Origin of the sequence: Neptunicella sp. (genome assembly GCF_048268085.1) — a bacterium.
In the GTDB taxonomy this organism is placed as follows: Bacteria; Pseudomonadota; Gammaproteobacteria; order Enterobacterales; family Alteromonadaceae; genus Neptunicella.
In genome coordinates, this window is the sequence record NZ_JBLWWF010000004.1 from 207496 (window position 1) to 230777 (window position 23282).

Genomic DNA, 23282 nt, shown 5'->3' on the forward strand with positions numbered 1-23282 from the left:
AAAAACAAAAAACTATTTAATTTTGTAATGCCTCAATGACCACCTGCAACATAAGATCAGGTTTTAACGTTGAGTCGTTACGTTAATTGATTACTGATTCAGTTAACAATAAGACTAATTTGGAAATATCCGGTCTGCTGTCAATTACAGCGTAGTAAGCGGATATAACGTTTAAAAACATGAAATGTAGTACTCAACGGCTAATGATGATTAGCCGGATACAGCCGTGAGGCTGCATACCTGAATGCCTCCAAATTCGCCACTGTCTGTCACTGTATCGGTATCGATTTTAATTTATCGAGCCACAATATGAAAAGAATGTTAATTAATGCTACTCAGCAAGAAGAGCTACGTGTTGCTCTTGTTGACGGGCAAACCCTGTTTGACTTGGACATTGAAAGTCCTGGCCACGAACAAAAAAAAGCCAATATATACAAAGGCAAAATCACCCGCGTTGAACCCAGTCTTGAAGCCGCATTTGTCGATTACGGTGCAGAACGCCACGGGTTCCTGCCACTAAAAGAAATCGCCCGCAACTACTTCCCTAAAGGCTATACCTTTGAAGGTCGTCCTAACATCAAGGATGTCATCAAAGAAGGTCAGGAAGTCATTGTTCAAATAGATAAAGAAGAACGTGGCCAAAAAGGCGCTGCGTTAACCACCTTTATCAGTCTAGCCGGCAGCTATTTAGTGCTAATGCCCAATAATCCCAGAGCGGGTGGTATCTCCCGTCGTATCGAAGGTGATGAACGTACCGATCTGAAACAATCGTTAAGCAAATTAGAACTGCCCAGCGGAATGGGCTTAATTGTACGTACTGCCGGGGTGGGTAAATCCTATGAAGAACTAGCATGGGATTTGAATGTATTAATCAATCATTGGGCCGCCATTGATGAAGCGGCTAATAGCCGCCCTGCTCCGTTTTTAATTCATCAGGAAAGTAACGTCATTGTCCGTGCTATTCGTGATTATTTACGTCGTGATATTGGTGAAATTCTGATTGATAAACAAAGCGTGTTCGAACAAGCCAAACAACATATTGAACTGGTTCGTCCCGATTTTGTTAATCGCCTTAAAATGTATACCGGGGATGTGCCGCTATTTAGTCATTACCAGATTGAAAGCCAAATCGAATCAGCCTTCCAGCGTGAAGTGCGTCTGCCTTCCGGTGGTTCAATCGTTATTGACCCTACAGAAGCTTTAACCTCAATTGATATTAACTCGGCTCGCGCCACCAAAGGCGGCGATATTGAAGAAACCGCGTTAAATACCAATTTAGAAGCCGCTGATGAGATTGGACGTCAATTACGTTTGCGTGATTTAGGCGGCTTAATTGTTATCGACTTTATCGATATGACGCCAGTACGTCATCAACGTGAAGTAGAAAATCGCATGAAAGACGCGGTAGCTCATGATCGTGCCCGTGTTCAATTAGGTCGTATTTCACGATTCGGCTTACTGGAAATGTCGCGTCAGCGTTTACGTCCGTCTTTAGGTGAATCTTCTCACCATGTCTGCCCACGTTGTGATGGTCATGGCACGGTACGTGGAACCGAATCATTAGCTCTGTCGATTTTACGTTTGTTAGAAGAAGAATCTCTCAAAGGCAACACCCGTCAAATTGAAGCGCAATTACCGGTGGATGTAGCGACCTATTTATTAAATGAAAAACGTCGTTCTGTGCAAGCCATCGAAAAGAGTCAGGATGTGCAGCTAATCATTATTCCTAATCCGAATATGGAAACGCCACATTACAGCGTTACTCGATTAAAAGCCGATGATTCCAGTGATGAGCTAAGCTATCACCGTAATTTAATTGACACCCCAAGTCAGGAAAGTTATCGCCCAAGCGGTGAACCGGTCAAGCGTGAACAACCTGCTTTACAAGGCATCGTCGCGCCGAGCAAAGCCGCTCCTGTTGCTCAGGCTCCCAAAACCGCGATAGCGAAAACCTCTATTTGGGGTAAATTAGTTAACGCAGTGAAAGCCGCCTTTGCTGCTGAACCTGAGCAGGAACAGGAAAAACAAACTCAACCTCGACGTCCAAATCGTAATAATCAGGATCGTTCGGGCAACCGTAAGCCACGCAATGAGCGTAACGGCAATCGTAATCAGCGTAATAAAGGAGATAGACCTCCCAGAGATCGTCAGGCGTCGGCTAAAAATCAAGATGACAAAGTCTCAGCGAATAAAGCTAAAGATGAACAAAAGCCACGTCAATCTAGTAAAAAGGTTAACGATGCGCCCAAACCGGCTAAAGAAGAAAAAGTAGCAGAAAGACGTAAACGCCGTGATTCACGTCGTAACGTCCGGGTTGACAATAATCCTGTTGAATCGTCAGAAAATATGACGGCGACTGCAGCTGAGAAAGGCTCAACAACGGTTGCTGAAAAAGCCCCGACTGCGAAAGTTGATAAGGCTTCGAATAACGCTGCTGAACAAACCGCGGCAACGGAAGTCACAAAGACGGAAAGCAAAGCCTCGGCACAAACACAAGCCCAAGGCCATGAGCAGGAAAATGAAAACCGCAGCCGTTCACGCCGTTCACCTCGCCATATGCGAGCTGCAGGTCAACGCCGTAAAAAGGAAAGCCAGGATAACGCTGACGAAAGTAACGTAACTGACAACGCCGTTGAACCGGTTAATACTGACAATAATGTTCAGGCAAATGTCATCGAGCAAGCATCAACACAAGCCGCTCAAGCACCATTACAAGAGCAGTTGCAATACGATATGTTGCACAGCGATAAAGAGACCTCGGAAAGTCAGGATTCGTCAGTGGATAAGGCCGACGAGTCAACAGACAAAACTGTAGAAACCTCATCATCCGTCTCTACCTCATCAGATAATGAACAACCTAAACAAGTTGAGATTTCATTAGACGATGAAGTTCAGGCTAGCGAGGAAGTTGCGGTTGTTGAACCGGAAAAGCCTAAAGCAAAAGCGAAAACCAAGCCCAAAGCTGAAAGCAAAAAAACGGCCAGCAAGAAAGTAACGGCTAACAGCAAAAAAGCAGAATCGACTGACATTTATGTCAAGGTACCGGTTTCGAGTATTTCACATCCAATGGCCAAGCCAGCTGAAATCTCCGCCGAGTTTGCAGAAATTAACATCACAGCAATTGATGATACATTGCGACCTGCGATTGCGATTTCTGGTAAAGCGGCTGCCGTGTTGAGCTTATCAACCAAAGCTGATGCGCCAATGACCAAGCCTGGTTCAATTGGCTGATAGTTGTATTGCTAGCTACAAAAAAGGCTGCCTATGCAGCCTTTTTGCTTTTTATCATCCGCTTTTAAGCCTAGATAATCGCAGCTAACTCCGCTCCCTGACGAATAGCTCGTTTAGCATCAAGTTCCGCTGCCACATCAGCTCCACCAATTAAATGGGTGGTAATTCCTTTGTCTAACAATCCTTGTTGTAAATCTCGTAAAGGCTGCTGACCAGCACAAATAATAATATGATCTACTGCTAGACATTGAGCCTGTTGATCCACTTCAATATGCAATCCCTGATCATCTATTTTCTTATAGGTGACTCCCGGTAACATCTTAACTTTTTTGGCTTTGAGTGAACTGCGGTGTGTCCAACCGGTGGTTTTACCCAAACCTTTTCCGACTCGGCTCGTCTTACGTTGCAATAGGAAAATTTCACGTTCTGGCTCTGCTACTTCTGGAGCAGTCAATGCGCCACGCTGTTGGTAATCTTTATCAATCCCCCAGCTTTTTAACCATTTTTCCGGGTCAAGTGTGAGAGAATGAGATTCCACCAAGTATTCTGCCACATCAAAACCGATACCACCGGCACCAATAATGGCCACTTTTTTACCCACCGGTTTTTCGTCCCGCAGTACATCCAGATAACTTAATACTTTTTCATGCTCGATACCTGGAATGTCGAGCTGACGAGGGGCAATTCCGGTCGCTAATATGACTTGGTCAAAACCGCCTTGAGCCAACGACTCAACAGTTTGAGCACTATTTAAATGTACATTAACCCCAACTTCCTGCAGCTGGTTGTGGAAATAGCGCAACGTTTCGTAAAACTCTTCTTTACCGGGAATTTTTTTCGCGTAGTTAAACTGACCGCCAATGTTATCGGCTTTATCAAACAGGTGAACTTCGTGACCTCGCTGCGCGGCATAACAACTAAATGCTAAACCGGCTGGACCTGAACCAACCACTGCAAGCTTTTGCTTGTGATTAGTTAGGGTGAAATTAAGTTCAGTTTCATAACCGGCACGCGGGTTTACCAAACAACTGGCGCGTTTTTTCTCAAAAACATGATCCAGACAAGCCTGATTACAAGCAATACAAGTATTGATTAAATGAGCTTTACCCTCTTTGGCTTTATTAACAAATTCAGCATCGGCTAAAAATGGACGTGCCATGGACACCATATCAGCGTGACCTTTGGCTAACACCTCTTCTGCAACCTGGGGATCATTAATGCGGTTAGTGGTGATCAGTGGCACCGTGACTTCACCTTTCATTTTCTCGGTGATCCAGGTAAACGCTGCACGAGGCACTAATGTACTGATGGTTGGCACTCGTGCTTCATGCCAACCAATTCCGGTATTAATAATCGTGGCTCCGGCTTGTTCAATCATTTTCCCCAGAGCAACCACCTCGTCCCATTCACTGCCACCTTCCACCAAATCCAACATGGACAAGCGGAAAATAATAATAAACTTCTCCCCCACTTTTTGTCTGACCGCTTTAACCACCTCGACCGCCAAACGAGCACGGTTTTCAAAGCGTCCTCCCCACTCATCATCACGCATATTGGTGCGTGGGCATAAAAACTGATTAATGAAATATCCTTCCGACCCCATAATCTCGACGCCATCATATCCCGCCAACTGCGCCATCGCTGCGCTATTAGCGTAATCCTTAATCGTGCTATAAATACCTCTTACGGATAACTCTCTGGGTTTAAATGGGTTGATCGGGGCTTGAATTGCCGATGGCGCAACATTTAACGGATGATACCCATAGCGACCGGTATGCAGAATTTGCATACAGATTTTGCCATTATGTTGGTGCACGGCATCGGTAATAACCTGATGTTGCATAGCGTGTTTCTTTTTTGCCATGCGCGACGCAAAAGGAAACACCCAACCTTGCCGGTTAGGGCTAACGCCACCGGTTACAATTAATCCCGCACCACCTGCGGCGCGTTCAGCATAAAAGGCAGCCAACTTTTCATGACCATGTTTTTCTTCTTCCAGGCCAATATGCATAGAGCCCATCAGGGTTCGGTTAGCTAACTGGGTGAAGCCCAAATCTAATGGACTAAATAAATGTGGGTATAATGCGTGGCTATTCATATTTATATATCTTCTGGTCGTACCTGTTAACAAATAGTTTACCGAAAACCACTACAATTGAAAGCGTTGAATCCATACTTAATCGCACAAATAGCTGTTATCGAGTCATATTTAATTACATTTGTGACTTCGCTATCACAGTTCATTTAAGTAGAATGACCGAATCGAACTATATAGGTGGTATTTATGGCAACAGGAACAAGCTGGACTAAATCATTTTTTACAGGTATTTGGTCGCTTCTTAATTTTTTACGCCGAGCGTTTTTCAATATTATTTTCCTTATCATTGTTATCGCGTTAATCAGCGTTTTCATGTCCGGTGAAGAAAAAGTGCTGGTACCGGCTGAATCTGCATTGGTTCTCGACCTGCGAGGCGATATTGTCATTCAGAAAAGAGCCGTTGATCCTTTTCAGGAATTTGTCCAAGAAGCATTTGAACAACGTGAAGATAAACCGGAAGTTTTATTATCGGATGTGATATTCACCATCAATAATGCCAAGGAAGATAAACGTATCAAAGCCTTGGTACTGGATTTACAAGGTATGGGTGGTGCCGGCTTAAATAAACTGGAACAAATTAGCGTTGCCATTGATGATTTTAAACAAAGCGGTAAGCCGGTTTATGCCATCGGGGATCACTACACCCAAAATCAATATTATCTAGCCGCTCATGCCGACCATTTATATCTGAATCCAATGGGCTCATTATTATTTGAAGGCTATGGCCGCTATGGTCTTTATTTTAAAAGTGCCTTAGATAAACTCAAAGCAACCACACATATCTTCCGGGTGGGAACCTATAAGTCTTATGTTGAACCTTATATCCGCGATGATATGTCCGATGCGGCAAAAGAAGCCAATCAAGCATGGTTAAACTCCATGTGGGATCAATATAAAACCAGTGTCGCCATGGCGCGTGGTGTCGCGGTAAATAATTTTGATGAAAAATTGGATGCTTTTAGCGAAAAATTTGAGCAGGCTAACGGCAATTTTGCCCAGTATGCATTACAGAACAACTGGGTGGATGCCCTTAAAACCCGTCAAGATATTGTCTCGGAGCTTACAGATATAGTAGGTAGCAGCGACAGTAAACGGGGCTATTCAAATATTACCTTTAAAGATTATCTGGATGTTATCACCTCACCGTTCCCGCATAACGGGAATGGCAATAATGTTGCGATTGTAGTCGCTAAAGGTGAAATATTAGATGGTATGCAAAAACCCGGTACTATCGGTGGGGATAGCACCGCGCAATTGTTACGCAAAGCCAGACTGGACAATAGCGTTAAAGCAGTGGTGCTTTATGTCGACTCGCCTGGTGGTAGTGCCTTTGCTTCCGAAATTATTCGTCAGGAAATTGAGAATCTTAAAGCCGCTGGTAAACCTGTTGTCGCCCAAATGAGCAGTGTTGCGGCCTCGGGTGGTTATTGGATTTCCGCGAGTGCAGACCAAATTTGGGCGGCTCCTTCAACAATCACCGGCTCCATCGGTATTTTTGGCATGTTTATGACCTTTGAAAATACTCTGGATTATTTAGGTGTTCACACCGATGGCGTCGCGACCACAGAGTTTGCCGGATTATCTACCACTCGTGCATTAGATCCCCGAGTTGGAGCCATTTTCCAGCGTAGTATTGAAAATGGTTATGATCAGTTTATTTCCATGGTGGCTAAAGAACGTAACATGAGCAAAGAACAAGTGGATAGTATTGCTCAGGGGCGTGTCTGGATTGGTAAAAAGGCTCAAGAAATTGGCCTGGTTGATCATTTGGGTTATCTATCTGACTCAATCGCTGCTGCAGCTGAGTTGGCAGGATTGGAAAAGTATGACACCAAAGATATTCTGCCCGATATATCACCAAAGGAAAAATTCTGGCGTGAATTATTTGGTAAGGCGTCAACTATCATGGGGGGCGCTCATATCGCCTCAAATGATAACCCGCAGTTTATGACCATGATTAAGCAACTGTTTGGTGAATTTGATTCAATGACTAAACTCAATGATCCAAAGGGTATTTATGCCTTCTGCATTGCCTGTGAGCTGTAGTTAATTTCACCATTAGAAAAGCTCACCTAATGGTGAGCTTTTTACTTTTTGCCCAACAATAATGTGACGGGAACCTGCCAATGAAAAAACATATTTATATCGCATACACTGGCGGAACAATTGGAATGCATCCCTCCAGTAAAGGCTATGTTCCGGTAGCCGGTTTCTTAGCCAATACCCTTGCAACCATGCCGGAGTTCCATCGCTCTGAAATGCCTGAGTTTACGCTGCATGAATATCCTTGCCTGATCGACTCCTCCGATATGAGCCCGCTAGATTGGCAACAAATTGCCGACGATATTCAAGCGAATTATCAGCAATATGATGGATTTATCATCTTACATGGTACCGACACCATGGCGTATACGGCCTCTGCTCTGTCTTTTATGCTAGATGGATTGGGCAAACCGGTTATTGTTACCGGCTCACAAATCCCGCTGGCTGAATTGCGCTCGGATGGTCAGGTTAATCTGCTTAACTCACTTTACTTGGCAGCTAACTACCCCGTGCACGAAGTGTGTTTGTTTTTTAACAACAAATTATTCAGAGGCAATCGCAGTAAAAAAATTCATGCCGATGGCTTTGGTGCGTTTGATTCACCCAATTTCCCCCCGCTGCTTGAAGCCGGTATAAATATTGAAGTGAACAGCGGTAGTATTAAACCTATAAATAATAATCCAATCACCGTCAGTCCTGTTACTTCACAACCCATTGGCGTGGTGACCTTGTACCCGGGGATCAGTTCCGATGTTTTGCGCAACGCCATTCAACAACCGGTTAATGCGTTGATTTTACTCAGTTACGGGGTGGGTAACGCACCGCAAAACGAAGCATTACTGGACCAACTCCGTCAGGCTGATCAACAAGGTATTGTGGTGGTTAATTGTACCCAATGCTTAAAAGGTAAAGTCAATATGGCCGGCTACGCAAACGGCAATGCTTTACAACAAGTAGGAGTCATATCTGGAGGGGATATGACATTAGAAGCCTGCCTGACAAAATTACATGTGTTGTTATCTAAAAACTTAAGCGTAGAACAGATCAAACAAGCCATAGCCCAAGATTTAAAAGGTGAGCGATCTCGTTAATACACAGCATGTCTTTAGCAACGCAGTTTTAGCCTAATGTAACTTATAGAGGCAATACGCCACTGACCTGCATACCGATTAAATATATAATACCGAATTTACAACCTGGGATAATATGACTACGCCAGCTTCGTCACCTAAGATTAACTGCAAACCCGCATTAGCTTTACCCGAATTTGTTGCCTTAATGGCATTTATGACCTCTCTGGTCGCGTTAAGTATCGACGCCATGTTGCCTGCCTTAAATCAAATCGGTCAGGCATTAGGTACAGACGATCCTCATCAAACTCATTTGATTGTGTCATTATTCTTTTTTGGTATGGCAATTGGTCAGCTGTTTTACGGCCCTTTCTCAGACAGCAAAGGCCGCCGCGCTGCAGTGCTGTCTGGCATCATCATTTTTGCTATCGGTTCGGTTATCTGTTTATTTGCTACCAGCTTAACCATGTTATTGGTTGGGCGAGTCATTCAGGCTTTCGGTGTATCAGGTCCCAGAGTGGCAACATTGGCCCTGATCCGCGATCAATATCAAGGCGATGCGATGGCTCGGGTAATGTCTTTTATCATGATGGTGTTCATTCTGGTGCCGATGATTGCCCCCATTATCGGCCAAACAGTGCTGGAGTTTTTTCACTGGCGACACATTTTCAGCCTGTTTCTGCTTATTGCTCTGGTGATTGGCGTGTGGTTTTTTAAACGCCAGCCGGAAACGCTGCCAATTCAACGACGTCAACCATTTAGCTGGAACCAACTGGCAATATCGAGCAAATTTATTCTGACCCATGTTCAGGTAATGAGTTACACCTTAGCGATGGGAATGATATTTGGGGCTTTTCTGGCCTATTTAAGTACCTCGCAAACGATTTTCCAGACCATTTATCATACCGGTCACTTGTTCCCTGCCTATTTTGCTCTGTTAGCTTTCTCGGTCGGCTTTGCGTCTTTCGCTAACGGGGTTTTAGTGATACGCCATGGCATGAAAAAGTTATCCGGGCTGGCACTAATCGGCCTACTCGTTGTTGCTGGCATCCTGCTTTATTTAACCTTGAGTCAGAACGGTATCCCTCCCCTATGGCAATTGGTATCCACCCTGTTTCCAATGTTTTTCTGTATCGGGATCCTGTTTGGCAATCTTAATTCACTTGCCATGCAGCCGTTGGGAGAAATGGCCGGACTGGGCGCGGCTATTATTGGTTCCTTAAGTAGCCTGATTTCGGTGCCTATCGCTATTTTAATCGGCGATTACGTCAGCCACGACATTACCCCAATAGTGTTCGGCTTTATTGTATTTGGGAGTTTGTCACTGTTATTTGTCACTATTGCTAACCGTCAGGCTGATTAATAATCAATCAGCTGTTAGATAATTAGTCATTGTTTTGATGGGATTTGCTGGTGATAGATGGAGAACATATCGATCACAAATTAGTGATCGATTGTCCGCTTTATAGATTACTTATCGCTAAGATCAAACTCCACTTTGTCGCCAACCTTAATCTGGTGTTTGGCATACCAGCCTAATTCCATTTCCAGCGCACCGATGACTTCACCGGGGGAAGGATGGGTGGTTTCATCGAGTGCCTGCATCTGAATAATCGATACAATCACACCCTCCTCATTGATATATGCCAGATCCAGCGGGATAAGTGTATTCGCCATCCAAAATGCGGTTTCTTGGGGACGACGATAGACAAATAACATGCCCGGCTCGGCGGTTTTCCTGTCCATCAGTCCTTTGGAGCGTTTCTTCGGTGTATCGGCAAGCTCCACTGTTAATTGTAATTGGTTAATTTTAATATCGATGTACTGGGTGGCATCTTGCGCCACCGCAGCATGACACCATCCGCACAGCAACAACAACGCAGCTAAAAATTTTACTTTCACATCAACCTCTATTCAGTAGAACTGAAACACAATCCAGTATTACAAATAAATCACGTCTGACCGCAACGGCGCCAATCTCGCTAATACTTCGTTCTGAGTCGTTAGCGGAATATGATTTTGTTCCATTGCCTTAACTAATAAGTCCACCACATGATTAAAATCCCGCTCATTCACATTCATCCCGGTATGAATATCAACCATGCTATCGCCGGTATATTCGCAAGGTCCATCTGTAATCGCGCACAAATGAGAAATAAACCCTTCGCGAAAATGACGGATATTGGCCTTCTCAAAATAATGAAAAATTTGTTCGTCCTGACCAATTTGCTGAATAAAACTCTCTACCAGCTTTTCAATGCCGGCTTGCTCGCCAAGCTGTTGATACAAGGTCTGTTGCGGTGTGCTTTGACAGCCAGTAAGCAAAGTGAAGCCAATCAATAAATGAACAAGGAATATAAATTTTTTCATAATGAACCCGTGATTGAAAGATACCAGCCAGATTGATCTTTAGCCCCGGCAATTTCACCAAGTTGCAGCCACGCTGCCGTCACACTGACATGTTTATTCGGAAACCAGGCGACGAACAGATCACCCCAATCATCTTCTTTTAAACCCAAATTGTTCGGCTTTTGACGATATTCCACACCCACCGCCCATTCTGGACTAAGAAAAACCGCCGTAGAGCCTTCGAACTGAATACTACGGCCTTTATCAGCACTGCCAAAACCTAATAAACCGAGCTGATTGGCTTCGGTATACCGAGTAGTTAAATTCCAAAATAAGTTATACCCCGCCACTGCCCCCAAATGTAATTTACTGGCCGCCAGATAAAAATCATCTCCCGAGGTATCAGCAGCCCCAACTAATTTTGCTACCGTGCCATCTTTCAGTGATTTATGTTGCCATCCAGCACTTATTTGTGGCCAAACTGAATAAACCAAATCACCGTATAAACGAACTTTAATACCGCTAATATCTTGCTCAATTTGAGTGGATAATGCGGGGACATCAAATTTTTGCCGGGCATAAGACAATTCAACCCGATCATATAAATTCAACTGAGCGCCACATACATCCAATCGGTAATCCGATAAATTAGCTCGACTACAAAAGCCATTTACCGCGACTTCATCACGGGATGCATAACCGGCCAATTGTGCCCAAGGCACTAATCCACCACCACCGGATCCTTCAGCTTGAGAAACACCGGGAGTGGCTAATAGTTTTCCATTACCAGCATAGCAATGTAAACAAAACAGGCTGAGTAGCCCTGCACTACATACTTTTTTGAGTAACATCATATTGTTCCAACCATAAGGTTAAATCATTGGCGGCCAAAGGACGACTAATATGGTAACCCTGAATATGGTCACAGCCCATATCGATCAATAAATCCAGTGAGGCTTGATTCTCTACTCCTTCAGCGACCATCGAAAAGCCTAAGTTATGCCCTAACATAATCGTTGAACGGACAATAATTTGATCGCCTGGCGAATTGTCTAATTCAAGAATAAAACTCTTATCAATTTTTAATTCATCAAGCGGCAACTGCTTCAATTTAGATAATGACGACTGCCCCACCCCATAATCATCCACCGAGATGGTAAAACCAGCCTGTTTTAGTGCCTTGATGGCAGCCAACGCCTTTCTCTCATCTTGCATCATATCCCTTTCTGTTAGCTCTATCGTAATGTATTTGGGGCTAACATCATGGGTAAAAATTGTTTTTTGCAAGTAGCCAAGAAATTTGTCGTCCGTCAAATCTTGGGCCGAAACATTAATCGAAGCTTTGATATATAAGTTTTGTTTTTGCCACGCTTTAACCTGCTTAACCACTTCATTGATCACCCAATGGGTTAACTCAATAATCAATCCGGCCTGTTCAGCTAAGTCTATAAATAAATCCGGCGGAATAAATTTACCTTCACGATTGATCCAGCGGATCAAGGCTTCAACTTTTTCTACCTGTCCGGTTTGGGCGCTCATTTTAGGTTGATAGTGCATAAATAACTCACCATCATCAGCGCGCAAGGCTTGCTTCAAGTCCTCGACAATAGCGATACGCTCCAGATGCGCTTCATCTTCACCGGTCTGATAAAAACGCAATGCTTCGTTAGCAGTGGAAGCCGCATCAGAGGCAATAGTCGCGCGGCGTACCAGTGATTTAGAGTCTGAAGCATCGTCTGGATACATCGCCACCCCACAACTAAATTGCAGATTTAACGATAAATCTCTCACTTTATAGGGGTGATTAAGCTGACTGAGCAAATCATTTACCTGTTGTACCGGCATCAAGTCTTTATCACGAGGCAATATAGTTAAAAATTCATCCCCGCCAATACGGCCATTATTCTCATTGCCATCAGGGGCATAATTGACCAACCGTTTAGCCACCACCTGAATACAATCATCACCAATTTGTGGACCTAACTTATCGTTAATCTGTTTTAGACCTTTAATATCAATCACCAAAATCAGAAATTCTTTACCCGACTTGAGGATCTCATCAATCTGAATGCCCATAATATGGCGATTGTACAAACCGGTTAAGCTGTCATGTTGGGACTGATAAGTAATCTGTTTCTCACGCTGCTGGATTTCATTCCCCATATCGGTGAAGGCATTAAACAATTGCTTAATTTCAGTGCTGTCACGAGTATTCTTTAACTCACTTAAATAGTCTCCTTGCGCAAAACGTCTGGCTGTCACCACTAAGCGGGATAAGGGCACGGTCAATCTTTTGGCTAAAAAACCACTTAAAATCAGGCACACCAGCATGGTGGCCGCGGCCAAAATTAAAAAGGTGAACAGTAAACGATCAAATTCTTCATAGGTTTGCGCCAAACTGGCACTGAGTAAAATGCTTACCGAAGAATCAGACAGGCCATTTAACGGAATAATACGATTAATATAGGCAAGCCGACTGCCGAACATCCAGTGCAAACGATGTTCAGCCACGTAACGACGAATATCGGTAGATAACTGCTCATTTATCGACGAACTCATCACCTTATTTTGATCTTGAATAAAAGTGACTTCTAGCCCGGTTAACTTTTTCAGATCGTTAGCAACCTGATCACTGATCCTAAAACCGATCAAGGTATAGGCAATCGCGCGCGGCGCTTTAACCGGCAGCAATATGACCTGGTACAGGGTGTCATCAAAAATAATAAATCGGGCATGTAACGGACTGTTCAATAATTCCGTTACGACGGTTGACATATCTTGTGAGGGTTTAAAATTTGCAGAACTGGAAGAGATTAATTGACCAGCCAGGTTGGTCAGTATCATCAGATCGGCGCTAATACGTTGACCATGATTGTCCAGCACGCTGGCGATTGTTGCGGCGTCGTTGGTGGCTACTGCACGCTTAAAACCAAAATCTGCGGTTAATACCTGTGCGGCGGTAATCAGTAAGTTTTCCTTGGCGGCTAAGTACTGCTCATAGACATTTTTGGCGCTATCAATATCACTTAAGATACGTTTTTCATTGTATTGACTAGTGGACCACCAAAAACCAGCCAAACTGGTTACTGAAGTGATTAACACCAAGATGGCGCAAAATAAAACGATTTGGTTTTTGAGACTATTTTTCCACATTATCAATGCTTAAAATGTGCACCGAAGGTATCTCTAACTTCCGGCTTAGCGGTCGTCAGACTCATTTGATATTGACCATTAACTTTTTCAACTTGTTCCAGAGGTATAATTTTTCGTTGTTCCGCTCCCTGTGCATTCTGATTATGCCAAACACTCAATGAAATATTATTCTCCGTTGGCAAACTGATCTGAACATTGCCTTGTTCATCGGTCAATTGCGCATCGTCACTATTAGCAATATAGATGTAGCCCACCATGGAATCGTGGATGTTGCAGCCTAGTACCGCTACACCATGTTGATCAAATTTTATCGGATCTTTAGGTTTGCCTGCATATAGCTTTAATTCAAAAGGCTTGGCGGGAGAAAAGGAATAGACATGATGACGTATATCGTCACTATTGGGGAAAAGCACCGATTGGCCTTTTTCAATCAGTAATACCGTGGGGGCGAACTGCTTATTCACCTGATCCATTATCGCAATATCATTAAGGTGAGTTTTGGGCTGTTTGTCACCGTCAGGCAGAATGACCTCAACCACCGCATTTTGCAGCGGTTTATTATTTTGATCCTGTACATGCACGGTTATTTGTTGGGCAGAAAATGCCTGACTGCTCAACCCAATAAAAGACAACAAGGTGATAAGAATTGGCGACTTTGTCATTTGTTACCTCAATAATATGATTAACCATCAGCGATCATTAATCATCGATTATTTACCAATGAATTGTCTTTTCACACAGTGCTTGGATCACTCATGGCTGTCCAACAATTTCTATCGAAATTAACAATTCTTAATTGGAAACGTCTGCAAATTGCAACACTCAATCAGACAATAGTTATAAGCTATCGGTTTTATGCCTTAATTAACAGCCATTTTTTCTCCATCTGCGATTTCCGTTAAAACAAAATTACATTACAAATTCAATTGGCTTTATCGTATCCAGCATATTCTCTTGCTGAGCCAATCGCATAAATGCCTCGCCCAATCGATCCGACTCGGATAGCACAGTTTGCCAATACGGTATCCGTTGCTCTGCCGACATTTTTTCAAAATCTTTGCGATCCGGAATTTTGGCATAGGGTAAACTTGCAACAAATTCTGCTGACGGCACAACCATCACCACATTATCGTAACTTTTAGCATGAGGTTTACGAGCATTATTTTTATCAAACCAGCCCGGCACGGGGTTAGCAAAAAAGTGCGGATACAGCACCAACCCATCGTTTTTGTTACTGGAGGCTATTTGCAAATCAAAATGGTAGTCAATAATGCCACCATCCCGGTAAATACCAGGAGGAGCATCCGCTATATCGGTCACGCCCTTTAACACAATAGGAATAGAACCTGAGGCCATCAGTGCCGATTGTAAGTTGCCTTCGGTTAGTTCAACCTGTTCAATGGGCATGTGATATGGGTCTTGAATCGTCAGGGCGCTACGTGGGCTGGAAAAAACAACCCGTTGATAAAAACGCTGTAAACTGGCGCGTTTCACTTTATTCGCCAATGCACTGCTCAATAATCCTGTTAACTGCAATCCTTTGGATTCAAAACGGGTTAAACCTAGACAGCGGGCAACAACAAAATGGGCTTTCACTATTGGATTAGCCAATATTTGTTCCACACCATTGTTTTCCAGTACCCGATCCAATAACTGCCAGCCTTTATCGGTAATTTCTTTATTATCCGGTTTGGCTGAATACACAGTATGGGAGTAATAATGGGCCAAACGGTTAATGGCGGCCAACGGATCCTGTTGAGCATAACACGCGAAACGGAATGAGCCAGCCGACGATCCTAATAACTCCAACGGTGTCGATCTACCGGCAAAAAAATCTGGCATGATGACCCGATCAAGCCCAGCCAGAACAAACCACTTGGGTCCTCCCGATGCCCCCAACATAAAATCAAATAAATCAGCATTAAACCCCTGTTGCTGGATAGTCTTTAATGCCGTTTTCCCTGCATATACATCTAACACTCGCACTATAACTTTTTTCCCTTATTTAGGTGATGTACCAATCGGTTCTCGGAGTTCAAAACTTACTCACTGTGATGGTTTAAAATACATTAATTGGATAATAAAGTCGCAGTGAAAAATCATTGTTTAAAATCCAAACGCATAAAATTATATAATAATTTCAAATAGATATAATTTAATACCCTAGTGGTCAACAAGGTTATCCACAGATTTGGTGGATAACCACAGAACCGATAAATATTGATACGTTGACAGTCATACAATGTGTTAATCTACACCTCGCTGCAACGAATTTTTTAGTTTTTGGATTAGCTTATGTTCAACAATTTGGTCAGTATTGATCAACTTCCGGTTCACTCCAAAAGTATTCCTGTCATCAGTCCATTAACCGGTAGAGCGTTGCCTCTTGATCAGGTTAACAGCAAGATTTTTCAACAACGCTTATTAGGTGAAGGTCTGGCTATCGATATGACCGGCTCTAAAGTGATCGCGCCTTTTAATGGCGTTATGCTGCAGCTACCAGCGACCGCGCATCAACTGAGATTAAAAGCCCACAATGGTCTTATCATGCTAATTCAAATTGGCATTGGGTCAGAGCAATTGATGGGGGATGGGTTTGTTGTGCATGTTCAGCAGGGACAGTCTTTCCAAACAGGCGACTTATTGCTCAGTATCAACGTGCAAAAGTTAAAAAAGCGCCTGGACCGAATAATATCGCCGGTAACTATCTTGAACAGCACCAAATTGGCTGGTATTTTGCCGCACCATCAGCAAGTAATAGCGGGTCAGGATCAACTGATGACGTTATACCTTTAATCCCGACACCAACGACAAGTTGGTTAAGTGTCTCAACACAAAATAAATAACGGTAGCTCATGACAATTTTATACGGTATAAAAAACTGCGACACCATCAAAAAAGCCCGAAAGTGGCTAGATCAACACAATATAACCTATCAATTTCATGACTATCGGGTAGATGGGCTAGATCATGAATGGCTCAGCTCAGTAGCAAAAAAGCTAGACTGGCAACAATTGTTAAATACTCGCGGCACCACCTATCGACAGTTATCGGATGAGCAGAAAGCCGATATGACCGAGCAAAAAGCCATTCAGTTAATGTGCGATTATCCGGCAATGATTAAACGCCCCTTATTAATTCATCAGCAAACTTATCACCTCGGTTTTAAAGCCGACCAATATCAGGCCTTATTCGCATGACACAGGACGTTATTCAACTCACCAAAGACTTAATTAATCAGCGCTCCGTTACCCCGGATGACGCACAATGCCAAGCGATGATGGCTAATATTCTTAGCCCTTTAGGTTTTAACATTGAAACCATGGTGTTTGCTGACACCACCAATATGTGGGCCCGAAAAGGTCACCAAAAACCGCTTTTTTGTTTTGCCGGACATACCGATGTCGTGCCGTCGGGGCCAGAGTCAAGCTGGAATACGCCACCATTTGAAGCCACCGAAATAGACGGTGTGTTATATGGCCGCGGGGCGGCAGATATGAAAGGCAGTTTAGCGGCTTTTCTGGTTGCTACCGAAAAATTTGTGGCTGACTATCCAAACCATCAAGGTTCCATCGCGTACTTAATCACCAGTGATGAAGAAGGCCCGTTTATTAACGGTACCACCAAAGTGATTGATACATTAGAAGCCCGTAACGAGAAGATTGACTGGTGTATTGTCGGCGAGCCATCCAGTACCAATAGCGTAGGCGATGTGGTTAAAAATGGTCGCCGTGGTTCACTGACTGGCGATTTAACGGTAAAAGGCATTCAGGGACATGTAGCTTATCCTCATTTAGCAAAAAACCCGATCCATTTAGCCGCGCCAGCTATTGATGAACTGGCATCGACTCATTGGGATAACGGTAATGACTTTTTCCCACCCACCAGTTTTCAGGTGTCCAATATTCATTCCGGCACCGGAGCAGGCAATGTTATCCCCGGTGAGATGCAAGTGTGCTTTAATTTCCGTTTTTCCACCGAAACCACTGATCAACAACTAATTAAACGAGTTGAAGCAATACTCGACAAGCATCAACTGGATTACCAGATAAAATGGACTTTCAATGGCCAGCCCTTTTTAACCGATAGTGGTGATCTGGTCGAAGCCACTTGTGCGGCAATAAAACAGGTAACGGGCATGGATACCGAACTATCTACCGCTGGCGGCACTTCCGATGGACGTTTTATCGCTCCCACCGGTGCTCAGGTAATCGAACTGGGTCCGCAAAATGCGAGCATTCACAAAATTAACGAAAATGTTGGAGTGGATGACTTACGCCAACTGGTAGATATTTATTACCAGATCATGGTGAAATTACTGGCCTAAACCGATTATTGCTGTGGAGATAAATCCACAGCAACACCGGTTATTCGCTATACTAGGTCTCCCGACTACAATAGGACAACTCCCCACATGTCTTACTATTTGATTAAGTTGTATTGTTGATGAGTGGCTGGTTAATCGCATTTATCTTTATAATTGTCTTTGCTGTGCTCGTCGGTAACCTATTGTTACTCAAAGATTCAGCCAGTACCAAACTCCCAAGCCTTAAAGATAAAGAATCAAATAATGCCAAATGGGAAGCTGAAGATAAAAAAGATGATGACTGGTAACCCGGACAGCAAACCTTTACCGTCGCTCAGCACCGCGCATCTGCAAATCTGGGTTTTAGCCCCACAAGACTATGTGTTATTGATGGAATACGAACACGCTAACAGACAACATCTGGCTAAATGGGAACCCCTTCGTCCTAATAGTTACTTTAATGCCGAACAGACCCGCATAAGAGTAAAACAACACTTTGACGACGCACTTAATGGGCGCGCTCTGCATTTAGTCGCAAAAGAACACGAAAACCAGTCAATCATGGCCGTATGTCACTTTTCAAATATTGTGTATGGCCCTTTTCAGGCCTGCAATATGGGGTATTCAATTGATTATCGGTATCAGGGCCAGGGATTAATGTATGAAATGGTATCCAGATCGATAGACTATGTATTTACCCACTTAAATTTGCACCGGATTATGGCTAGCTATATGACGGACAACATAAGAAGCGAGCATCTTTTACAACGCCTGGGCTTTGTCAAAGAAGGGTTTGCCCAATCCTATTTACACATTGCCGGACAATGGCAGGACCATATACTCACTGCCAAAATCAATCCTAATCATCAACCGACTTAACCACATCTTTTCCAGTGATTAGCCGTTTTTTCCTGATTAGAACGGGAGAAATAATGATCCAGGTGATGGATTTCAGCGATGCCCTCACTCTCGTTATCCAATTTAAAACCGCTATATGCAAACAGACTGACTGCAAGTAGTAACAATAACGGATTGAATATCAACATTTGGCTAAAGGATAATTCAAGCCAAAATCCACTGAATAAGATCAGCACAACGCTCGTCGCACTAAGCCAGCGTAAGCCATGCATGCCGATTCTAATAACGGTGTTCATTGGTATATCCCCTGTTCAAACTGGAGATAACTATAGATGGGACAGGATTAGCCTACAAACGTAAAATACGCACCCTATAGATGAATATTATTCACCTATAATGACGTGAATTTGTTGTTTAAACCAATCCATAAAAGCACGTATATCAGCTCGCTCTGCATCGTGAGGACGGCAAACTGCATAGCAGGATAATTCAAAATCCACTTTTTCAGCGAATGGACTTACCAATTGAGCTTGTTGGAGTAACGGCTGCTCAATGGGTAAAATGGCTAATGCTAATCCTAAACCCTGCTGTGCTGCATAAATGGCCGCATCGTAAGAACCCAAACTCAGGCTGGAATTAGGTTCAACTGCCGATACGCCAACCGCTTTGCCCCAACGCGGCCAGCCGTCGAGCATATAAGAAATATGTAATAACGGTACGTTAAGAATTTGCTCAACTCGACTTAGTTGGTGCTTATGAGCAAATTCAGGTGAACAAACAGGAGTAATTTGAATATCAAACAGCTTCTCGCTGCTCACCCCGGGCCATTTGCCCTGCCCGACTCGGATCGCCAAATCGATTTCTTCATATCGAAGGTCAACCAGATTCATTCCGGTTTCAATTCGTAATTCAATGTCCGGGAAAGCCGCTTGGAACAAACTCAGTTTAGGAATAATGATATTACTGGCCAAACTGGGAAAGGTTGATATACGCAAAGTTTGACCGACAAACTGCTGCTTAAGATGTGACGTGCCTTTATCTAACTGCTGAAAAACATCCTGTACCACCGTGAGATACATACTGCCGGCAGCAGTTAATTTAACCCCACGAGTCATACGTTTAAACAAGGGAACATTAAGCTGCGCTTCCAGCGCTTTAATTTGATGGCTAATCGCTGATGGCGTTAAATGTAGCTCCTCGCCAGCCTGTTTAAAACTAAGCTTACGACCCGCGGCCTCAAATATATGCAACAAATGCAGTGGTGGTAACTTTCTCGCCATTTAGTTGCCACTCAGCCACTGTCGATAAGCGTCATTAATCATCTATTTTGACCGCAGTACCATTGATGCTGACCATCAACATGCTACCGTGCTTGCCTACAACCTCGTAGTCTATATCGATTCCCACTACGGCATTAGCACCAATACTGCGGGCTTCATTTTCCAATTCCTGAAAAGCGATTTTACGCGCCCGGGTAAACACATTTTCGTAAGCCCCGGATCGACCACCAACAATATCGCTGATCGAAGCAAAAATATCGCGAAACATATTGGCGCCCATAACGGCCTCACCGACTACCACGCCCATATACTGTTTAATCGGTTTACCCTGAATTTCCGGTGTGGTTGTAATAATCATATCTGCCCCTTGCTGGTTATAGAAAAGACTACTTTATTGCCAATTGTGATTAATCTCCACTGGAATTACGGTTAATAAAGCGCGTTGTCCAATGGCGACATTAGCATTAGGAAAAACAATGGCTTCTCCTGGGGTATCTGTTTTATATTGCCGCCCTGTTTCCTCAGCTAATAGATAGCCGACCGGAAAATCGGTAAAATTAGGTGCATCATCCGCAAAATTAAGCCTGAAGTCGTCGTGACTTTTATTAATGATTTGATGAATTTTAAATACCTCAACCTGCTGCGGGTCAAAGTTGTGATATTCCATGCTATCACTGGTAATCAAACGTCTTAGGGTCTGGTCGGTGGCGTCAAAACGCGCCATATCATTTTGACCAAATGGCATTACCTTACCTAATTCAACTGTAAATGCATCCGCATCAAATTGATTGGATGAAAAATAACTGAACGTGGTCGTAGGCGCTTCTGATAACAAGAAGGTATTCACCCCACAGGCAGACAAGAACTGTAATTGTTCAGTTTTCCAGGGACGCCCATGGCGAAAGGGATACACTGCAAACTTTTCATTTTTTGAGCCACGAATAGCGGTATGTAAATCATAATGACAACGCTGATCATCTCGTAAGCTGTAAAAGCTACTGACTGCCTGCTCAAGCTCTAAGGCCCGCTTACGTTCATCGTTGACCAATCCGGGTGGCTGCGAATGGGCACCGCTAAATAATCGATTCATATTTTCTTCGACAAAACGTTCAGCGATATCCATTGCAGCTAAATTACCAAATAAAAATAACACCCGCTGTTGAATGACTAATTTACCAGTCAAAATATCCTTAACCATGCCATCACAAAGCTCAATGGGGGCAGTTTCGTTACCATGGACACCACTGGATAATACGATACTTTTATTTGATTTCTGCGCGGGGGCAAAGCTAATAATTCCCGGCGCACTTATCCATACGTGAGTGCCATTGGTTAAACTAAAATCAATAGGCTTGGAAAATAAGTCGGGTTGCTGACGAGATAATTGTAAAAAGTGACCCTGTTCGGTCAATGGTAAAACTGGCATAAGGACTGATTGGATTGTTAACAATGACCTTATTGTAACGGAATTTGTATCTTATGTACGCTTCAGCTGATGGGGAAAATCAAGCCATTCTGGATTGGTAGGACAATGAAGCTCCGACCACAATTTCACTCTGACTTAATTGAATAAAATCCGTTAGTGGCACCGCTTTAGAAAACAAAAAGCCTTGCCCGGTTTTAATACCCATTTCACGCAATGAATGCAGGTGTGCCAATGATTCGATTCCTTCTGCCACCACGTCACAACCAAGTGATTCGGCAATAATCTGTGTGGCTTGCACTATCGCTTTATTTACCGGGTTTTCATCCAGTTGCATAATAAAGGTTTTATCAATTTTGATGGTGTCAATTTGCATATCGCGCATATAAGCCAAGTTGGAATAACCTTTGCCAAAGTCATCTATGGCGATCAAAAAACCCATATTGCGTAACTGACTTAACTGCTTATGCACCATTAATGAGTTGGACAAGGCAATATCTTCAGTCAATTCCAGTTCTAATTCATCCGCTGTTGCGCCATAAGTACTCAGCAGATTTTGCATATTGCCGACAAATTTACTGTCATACAGTTGAGTGGGCGACATGTTTACCGACAATTTCATCTTGACCCCTTTTGATTTAAGGATCATCAGACTTTTTACCGCATGCTCCAGCACCCAGTAGCCCATTTCGTTCATCATATTGTATGATTCGGCCGCCTCTAATAACGGTCCTGGAAATATCACCCCATCAAGAGGATGATGCCAACGCAACAAACATTCGGCTCCGACAATATTTAAGCTGTTGATATCGACTTTAGGCTGAAAATATAACTCTAATTCCTGGCGCTCAAAAGCACGTTTCAGATCGGCTTTTAGGGTCAACTGACGGCTGGATTCAACCCGATCTTGCATTTGTACCGCATGGAAATTTTCGTACTTATTCTGTTTAGCTTGCTTTAAAGCCGCTTCAGCACGGGAAAAAAGTTCATGGGTATTATGGTTGTTAGCCGAGTTAGCCACCGCCCCTACATTAAAATCAGCAATAAAAGAATGAGCATCTAGTGTGATGGGGGCTTTAAAATGTTCAATCAGATGGTTGTAATAGTCTTGCAATTGTTGCGCCGTATGGCGCCCTTGTATGACGACGCCAAAAATGTCACCACTTACGCGTCCCATCAAGGTCATATCACTGAGTAACAGCTGAATACGCTTGGCAATTTCAGACAAGATAAAATCTCCGGCCTTATAACCAAGGCTGGAACTGACATCAGAAAACCGTACTACATCGATTAACAGCAAAGATAAATCGGGAGTTTGGATAACCGATTCTTCGATGCGATCAAGGAAAGCATAGCGATTAGGGATAGATGCTAATGACTGATAAACCAAATTCATTGAGTACTACATTACCTCATCTCAACGGAATATCCGATTTTACCTGTTCTGGCCAAAAATAACAGCCTTAAATAT

21 protein-coding genes are annotated in these 23282 nt (G+C 43.4%); 9 read left to right on the top strand and 12 right to left on the bottom strand.

Annotation, left to right across the window (positions count from 1 at the left end; genetic code table 11):
* Positions 1–309 precede the first annotated feature (309 nt).
* On the top strand, positions 310–3231 hold the full coding sequence (rne, locus tag ACTD55_RS04845; RefSeq protein WP_438863177.1) for a ribonuclease E: 2922 nt from the start codon (positions 310–312) through the stop codon (positions 3229–3231).
* Positions 3232–3301: 70 nt separating this feature from the next.
* Here rne and ACTD55_RS04850 read toward each other — a convergent pair whose 3' ends face one another.
* Positions 3302–5329: an FAD-dependent oxidoreductase gene (locus tag ACTD55_RS04850; protein WP_438863178.1), complete on the bottom strand. Its 2028-nt coding sequence runs from the start codon at positions 5327–5329 to the stop codon at positions 3302–3304.
* A gap of 186 nt (positions 5330–5515) precedes the next feature.
* Between ACTD55_RS04850 and sppA the strand changes: the two genes are divergently transcribed.
* The 3 genes from sppA to ACTD55_RS04865 all read left to right on the top strand — a co-directional run bounded on the left by sppA (position 5516) and on the right by ACTD55_RS04865 (position 9805).
* Positions 5516–7375, top strand: coding sequence for a signal peptide peptidase SppA (gene sppA, locus ACTD55_RS04855; protein ID WP_438863179.1), 1860 nt, complete (start codon positions 5516–5518; stop codon positions 7373–7375).
* An 80-nt stretch (positions 7376–7455) separates the two neighbouring features.
* Positions 7456–8463 carry an asparaginase gene (ansA, locus tag ACTD55_RS04860; RefSeq protein ID WP_438863180.1) on the top strand — a complete coding sequence of 336 codons (1008 nt, stop codon included), beginning with the start codon at positions 7456–7458 and terminating at the stop codon, positions 8461–8463.
* A gap of 115 nt (positions 8464–8578) precedes the next feature.
* Positions 8579–9805, top strand: a complete 1227-nt coding sequence (locus ACTD55_RS04865; protein WP_438863181.1) for a multidrug effflux MFS transporter — start codon at positions 8579–8581, stop codon at positions 9803–9805.
* 107 nt (positions 9806–9912) lie between these two features.
* Here ACTD55_RS04865 and ACTD55_RS04870 read toward each other — a convergent pair whose 3' ends face one another.
* From ACTD55_RS04870 to ACTD55_RS04895, 6 genes are all read right to left on the bottom strand, one after another.
* Positions 9913–10344 carry a DUF192 domain-containing protein gene (locus ACTD55_RS04870; RefSeq protein WP_438863182.1) on the bottom strand — a complete coding sequence of 144 codons (432 nt, stop codon included), beginning with the start codon at positions 10342–10344 and terminating at the stop codon, positions 9913–9915.
* Positions 10345–10383: 39 nt separating this feature from the next.
* Positions 10384–10812, bottom strand: a complete 429-nt coding sequence (locus tag ACTD55_RS04875; protein WP_438863183.1) for a group I truncated hemoglobin — start codon at positions 10810–10812, stop codon at positions 10384–10386.
* On the bottom strand, positions 10809–11642 hold the full coding sequence (locus ACTD55_RS04880; RefSeq protein ID WP_438863227.1) for a DUF3034 family protein: 834 nt from the start codon (positions 11640–11642) through the stop codon (positions 10809–10811). The genes ACTD55_RS04875 and ACTD55_RS04880 overlap by 4 nt, the downstream gene beginning before the upstream one ends.
* Positions 11620–13944, bottom strand: coding sequence for a putative bifunctional diguanylate cyclase/phosphodiesterase (locus ACTD55_RS04885; protein WP_438863184.1), 2325 nt, complete (start codon positions 13942–13944; stop codon positions 11620–11622). The genes ACTD55_RS04880 and ACTD55_RS04885 overlap by 23 nt, the downstream gene beginning before the upstream one ends.
* Positions 13945–13946: 2 nt before the next feature.
* Entirely contained in the window at positions 13947–14606 is a 660-nt protein-coding gene (locus ACTD55_RS04890; RefSeq protein WP_438863185.1) for a methylamine utilization protein, read from the bottom strand.
* Positions 14607–14853: 247 nt separating this feature from the next.
* Positions 14854–15930, bottom strand: a complete 1077-nt coding sequence (locus ACTD55_RS04895) for a patatin-like phospholipase family protein (protein ID WP_438863186.1) — start codon at positions 15928–15930, stop codon at positions 14854–14856.
* A gap of 309 nt (positions 15931–16239) precedes the next feature.
* Between ACTD55_RS04895 and ACTD55_RS04900 the strand changes: the two genes are divergently transcribed.
* The 5 genes from ACTD55_RS04900 to ACTD55_RS04920 all read left to right on the top strand — a co-directional run bounded on the left by ACTD55_RS04900 (position 16240) and on the right by ACTD55_RS04920 (position 19129).
* The gene (locus ACTD55_RS04900; protein WP_438863187.1) at positions 16240–16740 is read left to right on the top strand and encodes a PTS sugar transporter subunit IIA; all 501 of its coding nucleotides are present in this window, start codon (positions 16240–16242) and stop codon (positions 16738–16740) included.
* 59 nt (positions 16741–16799) lie between these two features.
* Positions 16800–17144, top strand: a complete 345-nt coding sequence (locus ACTD55_RS04905) for an ArsC family reductase (protein WP_438863188.1) — start codon at positions 16800–16802, stop codon at positions 17142–17144.
* Positions 17141–18271, top strand: coding sequence for a succinyl-diaminopimelate desuccinylase (gene dapE / locus ACTD55_RS04910; protein ID WP_438863189.1), 1131 nt, complete (start codon positions 17141–17143; stop codon positions 18269–18271). The genes ACTD55_RS04905 and dapE overlap by 4 nt, the downstream gene beginning before the upstream one ends.
* A gap of 119 nt (positions 18272–18390) precedes the next feature.
* Positions 18391–18558, top strand: a complete 168-nt coding sequence (locus tag ACTD55_RS04915) for a DUF2897 family protein (protein ID WP_438863190.1) — start codon at positions 18391–18393, stop codon at positions 18556–18558.
* Positions 18545–19129: a GNAT family N-acetyltransferase gene (locus ACTD55_RS04920; protein WP_438863191.1), complete on the top strand. Its 585-nt coding sequence runs from the start codon at positions 18545–18547 to the stop codon at positions 19127–19129. The genes ACTD55_RS04915 and ACTD55_RS04920 overlap by 14 nt, the downstream gene beginning before the upstream one ends.
* Here the strand turns inward: ACTD55_RS04920 and ACTD55_RS04925 are convergent.
* From ACTD55_RS04925 to ACTD55_RS04945, 5 genes are all read right to left on the bottom strand, one after another.
* A complete protein-coding gene (locus ACTD55_RS04925) occupies positions 19126–19404 on the bottom strand; it encodes a hypothetical protein (RefSeq protein WP_438863192.1) in 279 nt (92 codons plus the stop codon). The genes ACTD55_RS04920 and ACTD55_RS04925 overlap by 4 nt on opposite strands.
* Positions 19405–19491: 87 nt before the next feature.
* Positions 19492–20388 (bottom strand): LysR substrate-binding domain-containing protein, encoded by an 897-nt coding sequence (locus tag ACTD55_RS04930; RefSeq protein ID WP_438863193.1) that lies wholly within the window; start codon positions 20386–20388, stop codon positions 19492–19494.
* Between the two features lie 34 nt (positions 20389–20422).
* Positions 20423–20746, bottom strand: coding sequence for a heavy metal-binding domain-containing protein (locus ACTD55_RS04935; protein ID WP_438863194.1), 324 nt, complete (start codon positions 20744–20746; stop codon positions 20423–20425).
* A gap of 33 nt (positions 20747–20779) precedes the next feature.
* Positions 20780–21814, bottom strand: a complete 1035-nt coding sequence (gene astE / locus ACTD55_RS04940) for a succinylglutamate desuccinylase (protein ID WP_438863195.1) — start codon at positions 21812–21814, stop codon at positions 20780–20782.
* A 79-nt stretch (positions 21815–21893) separates the two neighbouring features.
* Positions 21894–23207 carry a putative bifunctional diguanylate cyclase/phosphodiesterase gene (locus tag ACTD55_RS04945; RefSeq protein WP_438863196.1) on the bottom strand — a complete coding sequence of 438 codons (1314 nt, stop codon included), beginning with the start codon at positions 23205–23207 and terminating at the stop codon, positions 21894–21896.
* Positions 23208–23282: the final 75 nt, after the last annotated feature.